This window comes from Streptomyces sp. NPDC001401 (genome assembly GCF_042895385.1).
Lineage (GTDB): Bacteria > Actinomycetota > Actinomycetes > Streptomycetales > Streptomycetaceae > Streptomyces.
Window position 1 is genome coordinate 1,252,831 of sequence record NZ_JBIAWI010000001.1, and the last position, 16,078, is coordinate 1,268,908.

The 16,078-nt window shown below is 68.6% G+C and carries 16 protein-coding genes and 2 tRNA genes; 6 read left to right on the top strand and 12 right to left on the bottom strand.

The genetic code is table 11. The features are described 5' to 3' along the window. Nucleotides 1–162: 162 nt before the first annotated feature. The 3 genes from ACFY10_RS05755 to ACFY10_RS05765 all read right to left on the bottom strand — a co-directional run bounded on the left by ACFY10_RS05755 (nt 163) and on the right by ACFY10_RS05765 (nt 4,441). Nucleotides 163–639, bottom strand: coding sequence for a single-stranded DNA-binding protein (locus ACFY10_RS05755; RefSeq protein ID WP_390663767.1), 477 nt, complete (start codon nt 637–639; stop codon nt 163–165). Nucleotides 640–913: 274 nt separating this feature from the next. Next, nucleotides 914–2,830, bottom strand: coding sequence for a GTPase (locus ACFY10_RS05760; protein WP_390663768.1), 1,917 nt, complete (start codon nt 2,828–2,830; stop codon nt 914–916). A gap of 3 nt (nt 2,831–2,833) precedes the next feature. Then, the gene (locus tag ACFY10_RS05765) at nt 2,834–4,441 is read right to left on the bottom strand and encodes a dynamin family protein (protein ID WP_390663769.1); all 1,608 of its coding nucleotides are present in this window, start codon (nt 4,439–4,441) and stop codon (nt 2,834–2,836) included. A gap of 321 nt (nt 4,442–4,762) precedes the next feature. Here ACFY10_RS05765 and ACFY10_RS05770 point away from each other — a divergent pair. After that, nucleotides 4,763–4,835, top strand: a tRNA-Arg gene (locus ACFY10_RS05770). Between the two features lie 177 nt (nt 4,836–5,012). On the opposite strand, the gene ACFY10_RS05775 is transcribed toward ACFY10_RS05770, so the two are convergent. The 6 genes from ACFY10_RS05775 to ACFY10_RS05800 form a co-directional block, all read right to left on the bottom strand. Next, nucleotides 5,013–6,407 (bottom strand): tyrosine-type recombinase/integrase, encoded by a 1,395-nt coding sequence (locus tag ACFY10_RS05775; protein WP_390663770.1) that lies wholly within the window; start codon nt 6,405–6,407, stop codon nt 5,013–5,015. Next, a complete protein-coding gene (locus ACFY10_RS05780) occupies nt 6,407–6,577 on the bottom strand; it encodes a helix-turn-helix transcriptional regulator (RefSeq protein ID WP_390663771.1) in 171 nt (56 codons plus the stop codon). The genes ACFY10_RS05775 and ACFY10_RS05780 overlap by 1 nt, the downstream gene beginning before the upstream one ends. 353 nt (nt 6,578–6,930) lie before the next feature. After that, nucleotides 6,931–7,347 (bottom strand): hypothetical protein, encoded by a 417-nt coding sequence (locus tag ACFY10_RS05785; RefSeq protein WP_390663772.1) that lies wholly within the window; start codon nt 7,345–7,347, stop codon nt 6,931–6,933. A gap of 102 nt (nt 7,348–7,449) precedes the next feature. Beyond that, nucleotides 7,450–8,058, bottom strand: coding sequence for a nuclease-related domain-containing protein (locus ACFY10_RS05790; RefSeq protein WP_390663773.1), 609 nt, complete (start codon nt 8,056–8,058; stop codon nt 7,450–7,452). Continuing rightward, the gene (locus tag ACFY10_RS05795) at nt 8,018–8,371 is read right to left on the bottom strand and encodes a hypothetical protein (protein ID WP_390663774.1); all 354 of its coding nucleotides are present in this window, start codon (nt 8,369–8,371) and stop codon (nt 8,018–8,020) included. The genes ACFY10_RS05790 and ACFY10_RS05795 overlap by 41 nt, the downstream gene beginning before the upstream one ends. An 835-nt stretch (nt 8,372–9,206) precedes the next feature. Then, nucleotides 9,207–9,461 (bottom strand): hypothetical protein, encoded by a 255-nt coding sequence (locus ACFY10_RS05800; protein ID WP_390663775.1) that lies wholly within the window; start codon nt 9,459–9,461, stop codon nt 9,207–9,209. Between the two features lie 157 nt (nt 9,462–9,618). Here ACFY10_RS05800 and ACFY10_RS05805 point away from each other — a divergent pair, with 157 nt between their 5' ends. Then, nucleotides 9,619–10,068: a hypothetical protein gene (locus ACFY10_RS05805; protein ID WP_390663776.1), complete on the top strand. Its 450-nt coding sequence runs from the start codon at nt 9,619–9,621 to the stop codon at nt 10,066–10,068. Nucleotides 10,069–10,140: 72 nt separating this feature from the next. On the opposite strand, the gene ACFY10_RS05810 is transcribed toward ACFY10_RS05805, so the two are convergent. Then, nucleotides 10,141–10,548 carry a hypothetical protein gene (locus ACFY10_RS05810; RefSeq protein WP_390663777.1) on the bottom strand — a complete coding sequence of 136 codons (408 nt, stop codon included), beginning with the start codon at nt 10,546–10,548 and terminating at the stop codon, nt 10,141–10,143. 281 nt (nt 10,549–10,829) lie between these two features. Next, on the bottom strand, nt 10,830–11,147 hold the full coding sequence (locus ACFY10_RS05815; RefSeq protein WP_383986837.1) for a hypothetical protein: 318 nt from the start codon (nt 11,145–11,147) through the stop codon (nt 10,830–10,832). 812 nt (nt 11,148–11,959) lie between these two features. On the opposite strand from ACFY10_RS05815, the gene ACFY10_RS05820 reads away from it, so the two are divergent. After that, nucleotides 11,960–12,027: transfer RNA gene (locus ACFY10_RS05820), tRNA-Arg, on the top strand. Nucleotides 12,028–12,100: 73 nt separating this feature from the next. Here ACFY10_RS05820 and ACFY10_RS05825 read toward each other — a convergent pair. Then, nucleotides 12,101–13,711, bottom strand: coding sequence for an MFS transporter (locus ACFY10_RS05825; RefSeq protein WP_390663778.1), 1,611 nt, complete (start codon nt 13,709–13,711; stop codon nt 12,101–12,103). Between the two features lie 201 nt (nt 13,712–13,912). On the opposite strand from ACFY10_RS05825, the gene ACFY10_RS05830 reads away from it, so the two are divergent. From ACFY10_RS05830 to ACFY10_RS05840, 3 genes are all read left to right on the top strand, one after another. Beyond that, nucleotides 13,913–14,140, top strand: a complete 228-nt coding sequence (locus ACFY10_RS05830) for a hypothetical protein (protein WP_390663779.1) — start codon at nt 13,913–13,915, stop codon at nt 14,138–14,140. Further along, on the top strand, nt 14,137–15,537 hold the full coding sequence (locus tag ACFY10_RS05835) for a DUF2252 domain-containing protein (RefSeq protein ID WP_390663780.1): 1,401 nt from the start codon (nt 14,137–14,139) through the stop codon (nt 15,535–15,537). Before ACFY10_RS05830 ends, ACFY10_RS05835 begins: the two co-directional genes overlap by 4 nt. 121 nt (nt 15,538–15,658) lie before the next feature. Further along, on the top strand, nt 15,659–16,072 hold the full coding sequence (locus tag ACFY10_RS05840; RefSeq protein WP_390663781.1) for a hypothetical protein: 414 nt from the start codon (nt 15,659–15,661) through the stop codon (nt 16,070–16,072). The last annotated feature ends 6 nt before the right edge of the window (nt 16,073–16,078 follow it).

The window sequence follows — 16,078 nt, forward strand, 5'->3', positions numbered from 1 at the left end:
GCGCACCGCGCTTGCCGGTCATACCGTCGGACAAGCGATCCGACTCGGAATCGTTATCGCCAAGACGGCCTGTGAGCAGGGCTTATCGACAAATCAACCGGACTGTTCGGAACGCATTCGCCGATAAGCCGCAGTACGGTCAGCTCGGGGCAGCACCTGACATCACGTCACCGCAGCGGGTTCCGGCTCCCGTTGGGCGGAGGCGAGGTGTGAACCTCCGGGCGGGGTCTCCCAGTTGGGCTCGGGCTGCTGGGGCGCCGCTGCGGTCGTATCCGTCTCCGGCCTGCCCGGCCGCCGGAAGGCCGAGGTCCCCCGCGTGAGGTCATGGCCGATCGCCACCGCCTCGAGGTCCGCCGAGGTCCAGTTCTGCCCCTCGCGCGGTTCCGTACGCACCTTGAGCCTGCCCTGCACGATGACGGGATCGCCCACGTCGAGCGAGGCCGTCACGTTCGTGGCCAGCTGCCGCCTGGCCCACACCGTGAAGAAGTTGGTGTGGCCGTCGGTCCACTCGTTCTTCTCGCGGTCCAGATAGCGCGTGGTCACCGCGAGCCGGAAGCGCGCCGACGGCCCCGACGCCAGATCCCGGAACGCCGGCTTCGTCGCCACGTTCCCCACGGCGCAGATGATCGTCTCGTTCATCGTGAACCCCTCCCTGGCCCGGCCGCCGAGGCCGGGCGGACATGCCTACGGGCCCGTCCCGTACGGCTGCGTCTGCCGCGGCGACCACGTCCCTCGCAACCGCCGCACCGCCAGACTGCCTCCGTCGGACCGAGCCCGCTGAGCCCTGTGGATCGTCCACCGCCTGTGGAAATCTCCGTCACCCGGACGGGTGAGCCCAGGACAACCCCGACGAGTGATCATCTGCAGAAAGGCCCACCGTCACCCTCCGGAACCCGCCGCCCCCGTCCGGGTGTCACCGGGGCACGGCGCCCGCCCCCGTCACCCGCCCGTACTGCTCCCGCACCTCCCGGTACCGCAGCAGCTCAGCCGCCACCGGATCCAGCACCCGGGCCCGTCCGCACCCGGCGGCCGCCTCCCGCAAACGCCGTTCCGCATCGGTGCCGTAGCGCCGGGCCGGTCCGCGCGCCGCCATCCGGCAGCTCCACTCGACGATCGGGCCGCCGATGATGCCGGTCGCCATCAGCAGCACCGGCACCCCCAGATTCGGCGCCATGACCCCGACGATCTGCCCCAGAAGCCACAGTCCGCCCACGATTTGAAGGATCGTCATGGAGACCTGCGCCAGCACGGCCAGCGGCCACCAGCCCGGCCGCGGTGGCCGGCCGGGCGGCAGACCCGCCCGTACCGCCAGTTCGTCGAGCGCCTCGGGCAGCCCGTGGGAGCCGCGTACGGCCGCCTCGCGCACCCCTTGTGCCCATGGTGCGGGCAGCCCGGTCGAGGCCCGGTCGGCGAGCGTCCGTACCGCCTGCTCGACGCGCTGGCGTGCCGCGATCTCCTCGTCCGCCTGGGTGCGCAACGGCAGCCGCCCCGTGGTCGGTTCGGACCGGTCCCGGTACCACCGCCACAGCCGCAGCCAGGGCGTCCCGCAGGCGCGGTTGGCGTTGCGCAGCCAGGCGCGCTCGGCCGCCTCGCCCGCGGCGGAGGCACCCACCGCGTCCGCGAGCCGGGCGGAGAACTCGTCCCGCGCCTCCTCGCTCAGGCCGGTCCGCCGCCGCGCGGCGTACAGGGGCCGCAGTTCCGCCGCGGCCGCGTCGAGATCGGCCGAAATTCGCCGCGCCGGAGCGCCGCGTTCCGCCACAAACTGCCCAAGTGCTTCGCGCAGTTCACCGACGCCGTCTCCGGTGAGCGCGGACAGCGCGAGCACGGTGGCACCGGGGTCGCCGTACTCGCCCAGCGCGATCCCGTCCTCGTCGAGCAGCCGCCGCAGGTCGTCGAGGACCTGGTGGGTGGCCTCGCCGGGCAGCCGGTCGGTCTGGTTGAGGACGACGAACATGACCTCCGCGTGCCCCGCCATGGGCCGCAGATAGCGCTCGTGGAGGACGGCGTCCGCGTACTTCTCGGGGTCGACGACCCAGATGACGGCGTCGACGAGGGCCAGGACCCGGTCCACCTGTTCGCGGTGCTGTACGGCCGCCGAGTCGTGGTCGGGCAGGTCGACCAGGACGAGCCCGCGCAGTTGCGCCTCCGTCTCGGGGTTCTGCAACGGGCGCCGCCGCAGCCGGGGCGGGATGCCGAGCCGTTCGATGAGGCTCGCCGCGCCGTCGCTCCAACTGCACGCGATGGGCGTCGCCGTGGTGGGCCGCCGTACACCGGTCTCCGAAATGGGCACCCCGGCCAGCGCGTTGAACAGCTGCGACTTGCCGCTGCCGGTCGCGCCCGCGATGGCGACGACGGTGTGCTGCCCGGAGAGCCTGCGCCGCGCCGCCGCCTCGTCGAGCACCCGGCCGGCCTCGGCGAGCGTCCGGCCGTCGAGCCTGGTGCGCGAGAGCCCCACGAGTTCCCGCAGCGCGTCGAGCCGCGACCGCAGGGGGCGGTCGTATGTGAGCGGGACCGTCGGCTGGGCGCTGAGCACCCGTGTCTCCACGACCGCGACGTGCTCGGACCCGGCGTTCTCCTCGGTGGCGCGCCGCGCGATCAGCCCGTCGTCCCAGGCGCTCGCGGAGTCCGCACGCCGGGAGGTGCCGCCGTCCTCCACGCGCGCGTGGCCGCCTTTCTCGCGTACGTCGGCCTCCCGCGAGGGCCGGCCGTCACGCACGCCCTCGCCGGACTCCGCCTTCGCGGCCCCGTCCCCTCCGGGGAGGTCTTCGCAGACGCCCCCTTCGGGGTGCTCGGCCCGGCCCGTGTGGTCCTCGTCAGTGACGGCAGTCACCGGTCACCTCTCCTTCTGCAGCAGGGACAGCGTGGCGATGAGTTCGGCCTGGGGTTCGGGGTGGATTTCGAGGGCGTCGAGCGGTGCGAGACAGCGCTCGCGTTCGGTGTGCATCACCCGGTCGAGGTGCTCGGTGAGCAGCCGCCCGCCCCGGTCGCGCAGCCGCAGCGCCCCGTGCGCGCCGATCCGCTCGCCGAGCCCCTCACCGGCCGAACGCGCCCGGCGGCCGCCGAGCAGCGCGGTGGCGACGAGGACGGCGACCACCTCGGGGTCCGGCGCGACGTTGCGGTCGAGGTCGCGGACCTCTTCCTCCGCGTACTCCTCGAGCTCGCGCCGCCACCGTCGTACGGCCATTCCGATGCGGTGCTCCGGGCTCTCCAGGGACGGTTCGCGCTCCGTCAACTCCGGGGCGCGCGCCGCGGGTTCGCGCCGCCAGGCCTCCCGGATGCGCTCGTCGGCGGCGGTGACGGAGCACAGCAGGAGCGTGGCCAGGCTCTCCACGAGCGCGTCCAGGAGCTCACCGGCGGAGCAGTCCAGCGGAAACGCACGCCACCGCTTCAGAGCGTCCCCGGCGAGTACGGCGCCGGCCTGCAGCCGTCCTCGCACGCGCGCGTGCTCGCTGTCGTACGCCCCCTCGACGGCGTTGGTGAGCCGCAGGGCGGCCGCGTACTGGGCGGAGGCGGCACTGGCCAGTTCGGGCAGCCGGGCCTTGAGGGAGTTGAGCATCCCGTGCGCGGTACGGTTCATGGCCTGCTGCCGGGCGGCCGGGTCCTGCGCCAGGTGCACGAGCCAGGTCCGCAGCGACGCCACGGCGGTGGCCGGCAGCAGCCCGCTTCCCCAGGCAGACTCGGGCAGTTCGGGCACAGTGAAGCGCGGTACGTCGCCGAGTCCGGCCTTGGTGAGCAGTGCGCCGTACTGCCGGGACACCTCGGAGACGACCTGGTGCGGCACGCGGTCGAGCACCGTCACAAGGGTGGCGTCGTACTCCTTCGCGGTGCGCAGCAGATGCCAGGGGACGGCGTCGGCATAGCGGGCGGCCGTGGTGACCATGACCCAGATGTCGGCCGCGCAGACCAGTTCGGCGGCCAGGACCCGGTTGTCGGCGATCAGGGAGTCGATGTCGGGGGCGTCGAGGAGGGCGAGCCCGCACGGCATCGTGTCGGCGGTCTCCACGCGCAGCACGCGCGCGGGGTCCTCTCCGGGAAGCAACAGGTCGTCCCCGGCCTCCTGATGGGGCACCCACACGCGCGTGAGGTCGGGCAGCACCCTCATCCCGCTGAACCAGTGATGGTCCTCCGGGTGGCACACCAGCACCGGTGTCCGCGTGGTCGGCCGCAGCACGCCTGCCTCGCTGACCCGCCGCCCCACAAGGGAGTTGACGAGGGTCGACTTCCCGGCTCCCGTCGATCCCCCCACGACGGCCAGCAAGGGCGCTTCGGGCTCCCGCAACCGGGGCACCAAATAGTCGTCGAGCTGCGCAAGCAGTTCGTCGCGGTTGGCACGCGCGCGTGGAGCCCCCGCCAGGGGCAGCGGGAAGCGTGCGGCGGCGACACTGTCGCGCAGGGCGGAGAGTGCGTCGAGCAGCTGAGGCCGTACGTCCAAGGTCACCACATGCGGAGAATGCCCGATTTTAGGGGAATTCTGAAGCATATGAGCATGTCTGCGCGCCGACAGGACACAAGGGATGGAAGGGATGACTGGGACGCAGGCACAGTCCAGGCATAACGAGTGCACAACACCCGGTGCGTGAGGGCCCAAAAGCGATGCACGATTCGTACCTGCCTGCGATTATCAGGACCGCTTCACCGAACCTCCACATCGAGCCACGGAGGCGAAGCAACAGGGACAAGGCCACGGGAGCCCTATCCTTGTCCCCGGCAACGTCACGGATCAGCCCACACCCGGGCACCCACGACAGAGGCCACACACCCGGCCCCCGTAGCTCAGTGGATAGAGCAGGCGCCTTCTAAGCGCTTGGCCGCAGGTTCGAGTCCTGCCGGGGGCGCCCCGTCTCCGCCCTCCTTCGGGAGGGCGTTTTTGCTGGTCGGAGCAGGTTTCCTCAGGCACGACAAAGCCCCGGGCCCTCCCTCAACGATCAAGGGCAGGCTCCGGGGCTGTCCGGCTGTCACCGGGTTTTTGCGGGTCGCCGTGTCGAATACGTGTCGAAGTTTTTGGCCGAAGATCAGCCAGCTTCGCGCGGCTCGGGGAGGTCGCCGGCGGCCTCGATGCGCTTCTTGAGGTCCGGCAGCTGCCCGTCCACACAACGGGCGTATGTGGCCAGCAGCACGGGCACGCTGTTCCCGGCCCAGTCGGCCACCTGCGCGGGCGGGATGCCGTCGTTGAGCCACTTGGTCAGGCGGGTGTGCCGGATGTCGTACACGCGCTTCCCGGTCGGCGAGTCGAAGACGTGCGGAGCCAGTACCGCCCGGCGAGCGCTGCGCCAGGCCCGGCGAATGACAGAGCCCGCGAGAATGCCGCCGGTTTCGCCCTGAAACAGAAGATCACCCGGCTTCAGCTCCTCGTCTTCGATGTGCTGCCGCAGGATGCGCGTCAGGGCGGGATGCCCCGGCACCGTGCGCGTGTCCCCTTCGGCACGGCCCTTGAGGTCGCGCTCCTCGTGGATCTCTCCCGTGTCGGTCCACTGCTTGCCGACTTCCGGAGTCGCAGTGTGGATCGTCACTTCGCACCACTGGTCGGCGGCGTCCGGGGCGGGCAGAGTCACGTCCCACATCCGCATGGCCACGGCCTCTTCCGGGCGCGGTCCGCAGTAGTACAGCGTGGCGAAGAAGGCGTGCAGTCGCTTGCCGCCGCGGGGCCGGCGACGAATCCAGTCGAGGAGCGCCGCCGCCTGGTCGGGGTTCATCAAGCTGCGCTTGTCCACGGCGTTGCTCGTCTTGGTGGCAGTCGTCGCCTCCTTGCCCTTGGGCAGGGGGTTCGCTCGCAGGATCCGCCGCCGGAGCGCGTACTTCATGACCACGTTGAGGATCCGGCGGTGGCGCTTGCGGGACCAGGCTGCCGCCTGCTTGCCATCGAGCCGGGTGTCGATCGCCTGTAGGACGTCGTCGACCTTTTCGGGGTCCTCCCAGACCGAGACCGGAAGAGAGTTCCGCTCGACCCATCTGAAGATGGCCACGACGTCACGCGGCGCCTCCGATCGACGATTCGCGTTGAACGCCCACTCACGCAGAGCTGTCCGTACGGCCACCGGATCGAACTGGGTGGGCTGCCCCCGGAGCAGCGCGAGAGTGGTTGCGGTGAGCGTCTTGGCCGTGTTCTTGCGGCTGTTGCCTCCGAGTTGAGCCCACCGGGCATCCACGTACTGAACGGCGAACTTGTACCAGCTCATGGCGGCCGACTTGGAGCGATGAGACACCGGCAGCCCGGTCGCGACGACGAACGCCTCACCCTTGCCCGTGGCTTGGATCAGTTCGGACCGGAAGCCCTCAGCGAGCGCCACGGTGTCGAAAGGCTCACGCCAGCGCCTGCCCGCAACCACCCAGCGCACGGTGTACGTGGTCTTCCGAGCGCCCTTGTACGTGAGGATCTTGTAGACCTTGACGTCGTAGGTCGTCTCCATCAAGCGACGTCCTCCCGGTCATCGAGCCAGTTGTCGAGGTCGGTCCGCCGGATCCTCAGATCACCGTTCGGGAGCTTGATGCAGCGGGGTGCACGGTGCTTGGCGCGCCAGTCGTAGAAGGTCGAACGCGAGATGCTCAGTTCCTCGCAGACCTCAGCGAGAGTGAGCATGCTCCGTGATCGAACGGCTGTGGTCTGGGCCGGAGCTCGAACGGCTCGGGCGTATCAAGAGGTCACCGTGCGGCGGGCTCGCACCATCAACACCAACGAGCTATCACGCGATGGGTGTTGACGTGGTGGCGGCCGCGAAGGTACCGAGCGTCACCGCTCTATGCGGAGGCATCAACGCCGTGTTCGCCGGAGATATCCGCCCGGTGCCCACGCGACCGCCACCACGAGATCCGCCGGACCGTCCGCCGCTCTGATGCGAGGCGTCAGTCGCCAGGCAACGTTTAGACATCACGGTCCAGCATTCGAACAGCACCGCAAGGCTCACAGCTCCTCGTGGCGCCGTTGACAAGGAATTAGGCAACGTTCGCCCTGGTGAGGAACCAAGCCAACACAGCCACGCCGATGGGTAGCGCTAGAAGGTAGCCGACGAGGATACCGACGCCCGGATCAGCCAGCGCAGGAAAGGCCCAGTTCACTGCTGCAGCCACGAGCAGTCTCACCGTTGCCAGCGCAAGGAGAGCGGCAACAACAGCAAGCCGACGCGGCGGGCCCGTCCCGCTGTACAACTCAGCCGCAGGCCCGATCGCGATCAGGCCCGTCACGAGGAGGACGAAACCAGTGTCGGGCAGCCACCCGAACGGCCACCCCACCAGAGCGACCAACCCGGAGACAGCAAGGCCGCCCAGTTCCAACGCGACGGTGGCCGCTACCGGGTGGTCCCACGAGGGGCGTCGGATCGAGCCGCTCCCACTGTCCTTCTCATCGGCCACGTCGTCAGAGTAGCCATCGACAGGGCGAACGTCGCCTGATACGGCATTAGGAGCGTCCCGTCTTGCTGGTCCGCCGGCCGCGATGGGCCAGCAAAAGACGGTTCACCCACGCAGCCATGCCCTCCGGTGCCGGGCAACGCCGTAAACCCGCTCGACCTGCTCAGCCGTAAGCTTGCCCGAGAGGGGCGCCAGCGCCGACACTTCGCGCTCCTGATAGATCCGCACGGTGTACTGCGTCACGGCACGCTGCAGCGAGGCGACGCCGACAAAGACGAGGACGGGTTCCACGGGAACAGCAAACCCACAGTGTCGTTCCAGCACCTCTTGGGCATAGTCGGCCTCTGCCTGGCTGGCCGCCGCATACGGGACCGGCTTACCGCGATTGACCTTGGCCATGGTGTCGCCGACCCAGACCGAAGCGTTTTGGTGGTGCTTGGTGTTGATGGTGAACACCCCACCAGGGCCGATCAATAAGTGATCGATATCCCCGCCGTTGGCCTTCGGCACGCCATGCAGAACCTTCCACCCGCTAGCTGAGAGTCGTTGCAGCTCCCGACCGACACGACGTTCGCCTTCGAGCCCGACATACCAGCTATCCCACTCCGAAGACCGCCGCAGCGCCCGCGTCCAGAACCTCTTGACCACCGACGGCCCTCGCGCAGCGATCGTCTCAAGGACCACCGCACCGGGACGGGTTCTCTGCCAGGTCATCGGCGACGGTCAGCTCGGGCAGAGCCACAGGCTGACGACGCCGGGGCGGGTTGGCACCGGCCGGCTGCCGTGGAGGTGTCACTGTCGGCGATTCAGAAGCCGCGCGGGGGCGCGCTTCCTCAGACCGGACACTCACTGAGTCCCCGAGGTGCTTACGTAGCAACGCCACGGCCTCATCTCGGTACTTCACCACCTTGATCGTGATGACCTTCGTCAGCCGATCCGCCCACGCGACGGTGGTCCCGTCGGGCAGATTCACATACAGCCGATCCTTGCCGTGCCCCTTCCACGGGTTCACCGTGAGATCGCTCATCGGCCCGCGCCCCCAATGCGTGTCCTCCACACATGGCAGCAGCCAAGCATGAGCCCTGCAAGAGCGCCTCGCGGTCAGACTTGCCCTACATCAATCAAGGCTCGCTGCGCTCGCTCGGCCGGCGGTCAACGGCGCTCAGTGATCATCGCCAACCCGGCCGCCGCACACTCCGCCCAAGCGCATCAACGGCCGCTTACGGCCCGCATGCCACCGCCACCACGATCCGGCCTCGGGAGGGAAGAACGCAACCGCGGTCGGACCTCAACGCCCCGCTTCCGGGGTCACGCCGCAACCCTTTCCACCCGGTTGCCTATACCAGTAGGTCGGATCAAACCGAGGGCCGCGCAAAGCGCGGCGGCGCCGGCCGGTCGCCGCCGCGCCGCCTCCATGTCTTCGCCACCCGCGCACGTCGCCGCCCGCCCGTCGGCCCGCAGCGGCCACATTCCAACAAGGGCACAGGGGGACGAACGGCGATCCCCAACAGTGCAGGTCAACGACGCTTTGTGTTACCGAAAGAGGCCGGATCGTGGTGGCGGCGGCACGCAGACCAACGCTGCCAGATATACGGGCGTTCGTACGGCCCACTGATCCCGCACCGGGCCACCTGCCGGACGGCGGACGCGGCCATGAATGGGGGAGAACCCCGACGTGGCTGGGGCGGTCGGCTCCGCGACTTTAGCCAGCCACTTTGGCGCGAGCCTCGAAGATCATGGCCCCAACGTCGTGCTTTAGCGGGCAGGTCCACAGACTGCCCGACGCGCCGGAAGCTTACGGGGCCATGATCACTCGCGCCAAAGCAGCTCCCGGCCAAAGTCGCTACGCCGACCTTCGGGAGCTATCGCACCCGGAATAGTGGGATTTTGCCGGGAGGGCAGACAATCACTGAGTCGGGCCCACGAAGTACAAGCGCCCGCTCATTGTTCTCTTCCAAGTAGGCCCTCAGCTTCTCCGCCAGCTCTTTACGGATCTCGTCTTCACTGGCCCCCTCTGCGGGTTCCAGCGTGATCCATTCCTCCTGCCATACCGTGATGGCAGTTACTTGAATGGTTTGGCCGTCGGCCATCAAGGCCGTCACGCGAAGCTGTGTCATGGCGTCCACCATGAGGTCCGGCAAGGGATGAACGCCAGTAACCGGCCCAAATGGACCAAAGCCTCAGCCCGCCGCCCCCCTCGTCGCGCGCAGACCGCATGCTGCCCCGGCAAGCCAGAGGCCTAAGATCAGGCCACCAGCACGAAGGGGGCGGGCGATGAACACCCGAGCATGGACGTGGGCGCTAATTTCGGGCCCGGTGGCGCTGTCGGTCTCCGCGTGCATGGGATGGGGCGGCTATCCGCCTGCGAAGAACGTCCACGACTCTCAGCTCGTAGGCACCTGGCGCGCCCGGGAGTGCGACACCACGTTGACCTTGAACCCGGACGGATCGGCGTCCGCCGCCGGCATCCCTACCGAGATGGAACTCGACGGCAAGGTCACGCAGAGGGTCAGCGGGGATGGCACCTGGGAGATCGACGAGTCCGGCGCTGAGCAACAACTCGAATTTGTCATGGGGGACCAACACACCCCCTTCGACCTATACCGAGACAAGGGGCGCTTGCTCGTGGCTCTGACCGTAGGGGACCCCGACGATATGAACTCGTGCATCCTGACCAGACACTCGAAAACGGCAGCCAATGCCCCAACCGCTGTACAGCAATGAAGTACAGCAACCAGCGCAACCGCAGCTGACCGTTACCGGCCTCAGCCCACCGCCTGACCAGTTGAGGAGACCTCAACGACCTCCCTGCCCGTAGTTCGCATCGAGAGGGTCACCAGCCGGCAGGGCTTGGGACGACCTTGAGAGATGCGACCGTGAGCAAGTCTCGGCATGCGCGATCCAGCGGTCGAAGTACTGAGCCTCGGCGTCTGCGGTGCCCTCGGTGACGAGCCATTCCCGGGCGGCTCTGACCATTTCGCCCTCAGCCTCGGCCGTCTCGCTTGGCCGCAGTTCAACCCAATCCGTCAGGGCGCCCCAGAGAAGTTGCAGAGCGATGCAAATCTCGTCCCCGTCGTCGCTCGGCCATTCCCTACCAGCGCGGCCCCAGATCTTCATGCCCGCGTCGTAGGGCTCAAGGTCCCCACTCACCATGGACCGGGCATAGTCCCGCACCACCGAGCGAAACGCCGTCGAGTCCTTCACACGGCCGAGCATAGACGGCGGGCTTCGGCTTCTCGTGCCGCCCAAGGCCAGAGCGGTGAGCCCCGACCAGGCCGAACGCTCGTTGGCGCTGGGCCGTCTCCGGGCCGTCCGAGGGTGCTCAACGACGACCACCGCCGACAACCGTCGACAGGTAAGTCGCAGGTCGCAGTGTTGATCGATTGCAGGGCCGGCCCCTCACTTCTTCGGCTGCTGATCGCACTCGACGGCCTTGACTCGCCGATTGAGACTCCACTGACCTGACGTCGGCGCGGATGGAGACCTCAGATTGCGCTGGGTATGTACCTCGGTGCGACAAGCTCGGCCAGCACCCGCAGTCGTGCGTAGTAGTCCCTGCAGTACTCGTCATCGATCAGGGGCAAGACCTTGTCGAGGTCCGTGATGCACGCCCAGAGGATCGCGACTTCGTCATGATCCAGCCCGCCGCTCAGCTCTCCCATGACCAGACCCGCAACGCTTGAATCAAGCAGGACCAGTTCCACGCCTGCGATGTCCACACCGCGGAAGCGGCCGGGGAACGGCGCGCGCCGGTGCTCCTCCCACAGCGGGCGGAGCCGGTCGTTCAAGTCTGGCTTACCCATGCTCTGATTCTCTCCAGGCGGTGACTCGTTCGAAAGCGGGGTCCAGCTGTACAGCAGCGAAGTACAGCAACCGGTACGACCGCAGCCGACCAACACTGCACGTACGCGGCCGGCTGATCAGCCCAGCAAGCCTCAGCGACCGCCGCGCCCGTAGTTCGCATTGAGCTGTCAGTGCCCGACGGTACGGCGCGCACCATGATCTATCCCTCGCCACGTCCCGCGGGCTGTCGCAGGCCAGTGGGACGCCAGACCTACAGCGTTGGCCGTCTCGGCTGGGGCTGGGGAGCTGGCGCTGCAGACGGCCGTACCTCCACACCGGGCTCGTTCTCCGAGGAGCCCGCGGCGGGCTTACGGACGGCCCTCGTCCTCTTGAAGCGGGGCCTGATGCCGGCCGCCTCTTCGGCCTTACGCCCGCAGGTACGACAGAAACTAGTCCCGTGGACCAGGGCAATTTCGCGAATCTCGATGCTGCAAGTGCAGAGGTCTTCCTTTTGCGGCGACTGCTCGGCCATAGGGGATATGTACCCGAACCGGCCGCCCATCACTCGGCCGGGGCCTGCTCCACATGCCGCACCACCCGCTTTACGGCCATCTCCAGCTCGCCCCGGCGTCGGTGACCATCACGCTCCACGCCGCAGGCTGAGGGCACGATGCAGCCCACTCCCACTCGCCACGCGCAGACGCCTTGCCAGCTTCATGACACCCAGTCAAGCCAACGCGCCGACCCCTGGTCTGTCGAATGCGTGTCGAAGTTCCACAGATCCCCTCCGTTCGAGGCGGGCTAAACCGGGCTAAACCAGGTCAGAACACAAGTAGGGCAGCTTGCGCCAGGCGCCTTCTAAGCGCTTGGCCGCAGGTTCGAGTCCTGCCGGGGGCGCCACAACCCTTCTCACCTGGGACTACGGGTCAGATGGAGCGCTGAGGACGGCGTGGCTCGCCCCTCCGCATGGCACCTACTTCGAGCGCGGCTGGGTCGTCGGGATCCGGTGGGTGAAGAACAGCGCGAGGACCGAGGTGAGGGCGAGGATCGCGAGTGCCGCGCGCAGGCCGTCGAGCCTGGCGTCGGTGTTCGCGTCGAGCGCGGCCTGCGTCACTTTCTCGCTCGTGCCCGCCTCGTCGAGGGCGGCCTTGAGCTGAGCGTCCGACACAAAGGGCGCACCACTCTGGAGTTCGACGCTCGCCGTGCTCTTGACGTGATCGGGGATGTCCGGGTTCTGCTCGATATTGGCGAGGAACGAACTCGTCAGCGCGGCGATCAGGACCGACCCGGCGAGTGCCGTACCGATCGAGGCGCCGAGGTTGGTGACGGCGTTCTGGATGCCGCCCACCTCCGCGCTCTGCTCGTCCGGCACCGCGGACACGGTGACCGAGCCGAGCTGGGACGCCAGCGCGCCCATGCCGAGCCCGATCAGCAGGAGGGGGATGGTGACGATCTCCGCGCCCGCGTCCTCGTCGAGCGCGGCCATCAGGACCACCGCTCCCGCAAGCAGGGCGAGGATCCCGAGCCGGACCACCCGCCGCGGCGAGACGTCCGGGAGGAAACGCGGGATGAGGATCGCGGCGGCCAGCAGTGTCAGCGAGAGCGGCAGGATGCGCGCACCCGTCTTGAGCGCGGACAGGCCGAGTGCCACCGACAGGTACAGGGGTACGACGAAGAACACACCCATTTGTACGAGGTACTGGAAGAAGAACATCGTCAGCCCGCCGGTGAGCTGCCGGTTCTGCAGGAGAGCCGGGTCCACGAGTGGTTCCCTGCGCTGCTCCACCAGACGCGCCTCCCAGCGCAGGAACAGCCAGACCAGGAGCAGCCCCGCCAGCATCAGCCAGACGACCAGTGAGACCCCGAGCCAGGAAGGCGCGTCGGGCTTCGGGCGGAACCAGCCCCATTCGTCGGAGCGGAGTACGCCGTAGACGAAGATCCCGAGGCCGGCGGCGGACAGCAGCGCGCCGACGAGATCGATGCGCGGGCGGCTCTCGGCCGGCGCGTCGGCGATGCGGCGGCCGAGGAACAGGATGCCGAGCACGATCACGACTTCGCCGGCGAACACCCAGCGCCAGGAGAAGTACGTGGTCGCGATGCCTCCGATGAGCGGCCCGACGGCGATCGCCACGGCTCCCGCGGCCGCGACGAGTCCGTAGGCGGCGGGCCGGCGCTCGATGCCGAAGTTGCCGGCGACGAGCGCCACGATCGCGGGCATGATCAGCGCCGCCCCGATCCCCTCGAGGAACGACCAGCCGAGCAGGAGCACCGGCAGGTTCGGGGCGAGGGCCGTGGTCAGGGATCCGCAGCCGTAGATCACGCAGCCGATCAGGAACGCGGACTTGCGGCCGATCAGGGCGCCGACCTTGCCGCCGGGGATCATGAACATCGCCATCACGAGGGTGTAGGCGGTGATCGCGCCCTGCACCCCGGTCACCGTCGTGCCCACGTCGTCGGCCACCGTCGCGATCGAGACGTTCATGACGGAGCTGTCGAGGGCCATCAGGAACTGGCCGGACGCGAGTGTCAGCAGGACGAGTTTTGCGGCTGCCGAATTCGAAGAACTGCCTTGCCCTGGTGCCATGCCCGCATCGTCTCAGCGGCCATGGCGATCGATCATCGACCCGCCACGGAGGTCGACCGGTTGGCGGTGGGTCGGCCGAACCTCGAATCCGTGCCCGCCAAGAGGTCGGCCAGTCACCTCGAGAGGGTGATCCGGTGTGGCCGCAGGGCGGGCAGCATGCGAGGAAGAGGGTCCCTGCGCGCAAGAGAGGGCGGTGTCGGCATGCGTTACGAGTTCCGTGTCGACGGTCGCGTCTCCGTGGCATTGGCCGAGGCGTTCCCGGAGCTGGCGACGAGGGCCGGTTCCGAGCAGACGCTGTTCTTCGGCCCGGTGAAGGACGAGGCGCATCTGTACGGACTGCTGCTGCGTTTCCAGAATCTGGGGCTGCGCATCGACGAGATGCACCGCCTGCCGGATGCGGGGACACCGGCGACGAGGAGGCCGCAATGACAGCGACGAACCAGGCCGGCAGCCACCTCACCGTGGCCGAGCGGGCCGCGCAGGGCAGAGCGGCCCGCTCCACCGTGCCCCGGTCGAGCCACGCACGGTTCGTTCCGGCCGAGAAGCGCCCGCAGCCCATCGGCGTCCTCGAGCAGCAAGCCGTCACGCGGGTGCCGGAACTGGTGCCCATCCGCTACGGCCGGATGCTGGAGTCACCCTTCCGGTTCTACCGGGGGGCCGCTGCGATCATGGCCGCGGACCTCGGCCGGGCGCCGCACACGGGCATCACGGTCCAGCTGTGCGGCGACGCCCACCTGCTGAACTACGGTCTTTTCGCCTCTCCCGAACGGCACCTCGTCTTCGACATCAACGACTTCGACGAGACCTTGCCGGGCCCCTTCGAATGGGACATCAAGCGGCTGGCCGCCAGTCTCGCCGTCGCGGGCCGCGCCAACGGTTTCGACGACGGGCAGCGCGCCGCCGTCGTCAAGGAGGCGGTGAAGGCGTACCGCGAGCGGATGCGGGTCTTCTCCGACATGCGCACGCTGGACATCTGGTACGCCCAGGACGACGCCGACCAGCTCAACGCGGTGCTGCCGGACAAGAGCGTCCGCCGTCGGACGTCCCGTGCCATGGCCAAGGCCCGCACCCGGGACAGCCTCCAGGCCTTCGACAAGCTCACCCATGTGGTCGACGGCGTACGACGGTTCGCCCCCGACCCGCCCCTGATCACCCCCATCAGCGACCTGGACACGGGCACCGAGCGCGAGGAACTCGAACACACTCTGAGATCGCTCATCGAACGCTACGGGCACAGCCTCTCCACCGAACGCCGCCACCTGCTGGAACGCTTCCACCTGGTCGACATGGCGCGCAAGGTGGTCGGGGTCGGCAGCGTCGGCACCCGCTGCTGGATCGCCCTCATGGAGGGCCGGGACGACGGCGATCCGCTGCTGCTGCAGGCCAAGGAGGCCGGGGAGTCGGTCCTCGCCCCGTACTGCGGACCCGGCAGGTACGACAACCAGGGAAAGCGCGTCGTCGCAGGGCAGCGGCTGATGCAGGCGAACAGCGACATCTTCCTCGGCTGGGAACGCGTCACCGGCATGGACGGCCGGCTGCGCGACTTCTACGTCAGGCAGCTGCGCGACTGGAAGGGCACCCCCCGGCCCGAGACCATGCCGCCCGACGTGCTGCGTCTCTACGCCAACCTGTGCGGTGGCTCGCTGGCCCGCGCCCATGCCCGCTCCGGGGATCCGGTCGCCATCGCCGCCTACCTCGGCACCGGCGGCTCCTTCGACCGTGCCCTGGCGGAGTTCGCCGAGGCGTACGCCGACCAGAACGACCGGGACTACGAGATCTTCGCCGAGGCCGTACACGCCGACCGGATCACCGCCGTGGCTGCCTGAGCACGCGGTCCGCCACAACCGTTCATCACCCGTCAGGGGTGACGACGGGCCGGTCGACCAAGCGGAAGCTTGATCACATACGGCTGCGGGCCGCAGCCGTACAAGGAACGGAGGTCCTGCAATGGCCACCACCCACCACCGCACGCCAGGCGTCCAGGCTGCCGCCACAGGGATGACGCTCTTCGCCGCCGTGTTGCTGTTCATCGCCGGCACCCTCGACCTCTTCCGAGGCATCATGGCGATCGCCAACGACGACGTCTTCGTCAACACCCCCAACTACGTCTTCAAGTTCGACCTGACGAGCTGGGGCTGGATCCAGCTGACGCTCGGTGTGATCGCCATGGTCACGAGCTTCGGTCTGTTCGCCGCGGCCACCTGGGCGAGGGTCATCGGCGTGGGCATCGCGGCGCTCCTGATCATCGCCAACTTCCTGTCCATCCCGTACTACCCCGTCTGGTCGCTGACGCTGATCGCCCTGTACGGGTTCACCATCTGGGCGCTGTGCTCGGTCAAGCGGGAGGACATCCGGGACTGAAGGGGT

What these genes read in the sequence shown, in the direction of transcription:
- ACFY10_RS05755 (WP_390663767.1), bottom strand. Translation starts at nt 639, where the DNA reads ATGAACGAGACGATCATCTGCGCCGTGGGGAACGTGGCGACGAAGCCG.
- ACFY10_RS05775 (WP_390663770.1), bottom strand. Translation starts at nt 6,407, where the DNA reads ATGGAGACGACCTACGACGTCAAGGTCTACAAGATCCTCACGTACAAG.
- ACFY10_RS05780 (WP_390663771.1), bottom strand. Translation starts at nt 6,577, where the DNA reads ATGCTCACTCTCGCTGAGGTCTGCGAGGAACTGAGCATCTCGCGTTCG.
- ACFY10_RS05790 (WP_390663773.1), bottom strand. Translation starts at nt 8,058, where the DNA reads ATGACCTGGCAGAGAACCCGTCCCGGTGCGGTGGTCCTTGAGACGATC.
- ACFY10_RS05795 (WP_390663774.1), bottom strand. Translation starts at nt 8,371, where the DNA reads ATGAGCGATCTCACGGTGAACCCGTGGAAGGGGCACGGCAAGGATCGG.
- ACFY10_RS05800 (WP_390663775.1), bottom strand. Translation starts at nt 9,461, where the DNA reads ATGACACAGCTTCGCGTGACGGCCTTGATGGCCGACGGCCAAACCATT.
- ACFY10_RS05805 (WP_390663776.1), top strand. Translation starts at nt 9,619, where the DNA reads ATGAACACCCGAGCATGGACGTGGGCGCTAATTTCGGGCCCGGTGGCG.
- ACFY10_RS05815 (WP_383986837.1), bottom strand. Translation starts at nt 11,147, where the DNA reads ATGGGTAAGCCAGACTTGAACGACCGGCTCCGCCCGCTGTGGGAGGAG.
- ACFY10_RS05825 (WP_390663778.1), bottom strand. Translation starts at nt 13,711, where the DNA reads ATGGCACCAGGGCAAGGCAGTTCTTCGAATTCGGCAGCCGCAAAACTC.
- ACFY10_RS05830 (WP_390663779.1), top strand. Translation starts at nt 13,913, where the DNA reads ATGCGTTACGAGTTCCGTGTCGACGGTCGCGTCTCCGTGGCATTGGCC.
- ACFY10_RS05835 (WP_390663780.1), top strand. Translation starts at nt 14,137, where the DNA reads ATGACAGCGACGAACCAGGCCGGCAGCCACCTCACCGTGGCCGAGCGG.
- ACFY10_RS05840 (WP_390663781.1), top strand. Translation starts at nt 15,659, where the DNA reads ATGGCCACCACCCACCACCGCACGCCAGGCGTCCAGGCTGCCGCCACA.